Origin of the sequence: Rodentibacter trehalosifermentans (assembly GCF_002000545.1) — a bacterium.
GTDB classification, from domain to species: Bacteria; Pseudomonadota; Gammaproteobacteria; order Enterobacterales; family Pasteurellaceae; genus Rodentibacter; species Rodentibacter trehalosifermentans.
Map to the genome: position 1 here is coordinate 1 of NZ_MLHL01000123.1, position 1,284 is coordinate 1,284.

2 protein-coding genes are annotated in these 1,284 nt (G+C 26.5%); both read right to left on the reverse strand.

Annotation, left to right across the window (positions count from 1 at the left end; genetic code table 11):
- Positions 1-335: glycosyltransferase family 2 protein (locus tag BKK52_RS13275; RefSeq protein WP_143531441.1), on the reverse strand; the 335-nt coding region annotated here is incomplete at its 3' end.
- Positions 323-1,284: hypothetical protein (locus BKK52_RS13620; RefSeq protein ID WP_208606179.1), on the reverse strand; the 962-nt coding region annotated here is incomplete at its 5' end. The genes BKK52_RS13275 and BKK52_RS13620, both read right to left, overlap by 13 nt.

Consider the following 1,284-nt stretch of genomic DNA (forward strand, 5'->3'; position numbering starts at 1 on the left):
ATATTATTCTGTTCCATAAAAATATACTGACTGCTTAACTTATCTTTATCCCAATAGTCATCAGCATCTAAAAAACAAATATATTTTCCAATAGCATTATCTAGTCCGGTATTCCTAGTTTCAGCAGCACCTTTATTTTTCATATTAATAAATAACTTTATTCTTCTATCATGTAAATATGCTTTTACAACATTAACAGTATTATCATTTGAATTATCATCAATAACTAATAATTCCCAATTCTCATAAGATTGAGATAGAACAGATTTAATAGCTTTAGATATATATTTTTCAGCGTTGTAAGCTGGCATTATAATTGAGATTAATCCTGCCATTTTTCCTCTTCCTTAAAAACAAAAATAATTCGTGCAAACATAATAACACTAGAAATTATATTTGCATTAATAAAGCTTTCCACAAGACATATAACAATATTAAATATAAGCAACAATATAAAACGTGTATCACTTTCTAACTTTAAATATCTATAGATAGAAAAAACAAATAAAGCATATAAAAAAACACCGCCACCAACTAAAAAGTTAGCAATTCCTGAATCAGTAAATTGAGCACCTAATCTAGAAGGTAAAATATGAAGACCATTATTTTCTAAATACATCTCTCTTAGTAAAGAAAGTCTCGTGTTCGTTACTGAGTCAAAATTAACTCCAAAAAACTCAAACATCCCTTGTGATATAAAAAGATAAATAACTATAGGGTATATAAACAGGAAAGAAACACACCCCCATCTTACAAGGGTAGTAAATGATTTTTTATTTATTAATCGTTCAATGAAATAAAATAAAAAAAAGCATATTATTCCTCCTAGAGCTGTACGCCCACCAAGTTCATAAAAAGTGATTACATATATGAATAAAAATAGAATTAAGATTGATTTTCTTTTAAATAAAAAGCTTAACGCTATTAATTGAGCCAGTAATAAAGAGGCTTTATTTGGATGAGAAAAGCCAAAAGATTCTTTATTTCCAATAGCATAATCGCTTTCATCAATTAGCGTCCTACCTTCCAAAAAACCTGTAAAATAAAGTAAAAATATAGAGCAAACACCTAGAAATAAAGGAATAAGAATAACATTATAGTTAAACTTTATATATGTTAGCGCATAAAATAAAGCAAGTGATGCTATAATAAAAAATGCAACAGTGAATAAATAATGATCAAAGTAAACTGTTAAAAACAAAGATAAAACAACAAGTAATAAATCTATCTTACCGATTCTTAATCCATTCAATACAATGTATAGAAATAGAATAAAAATAATAG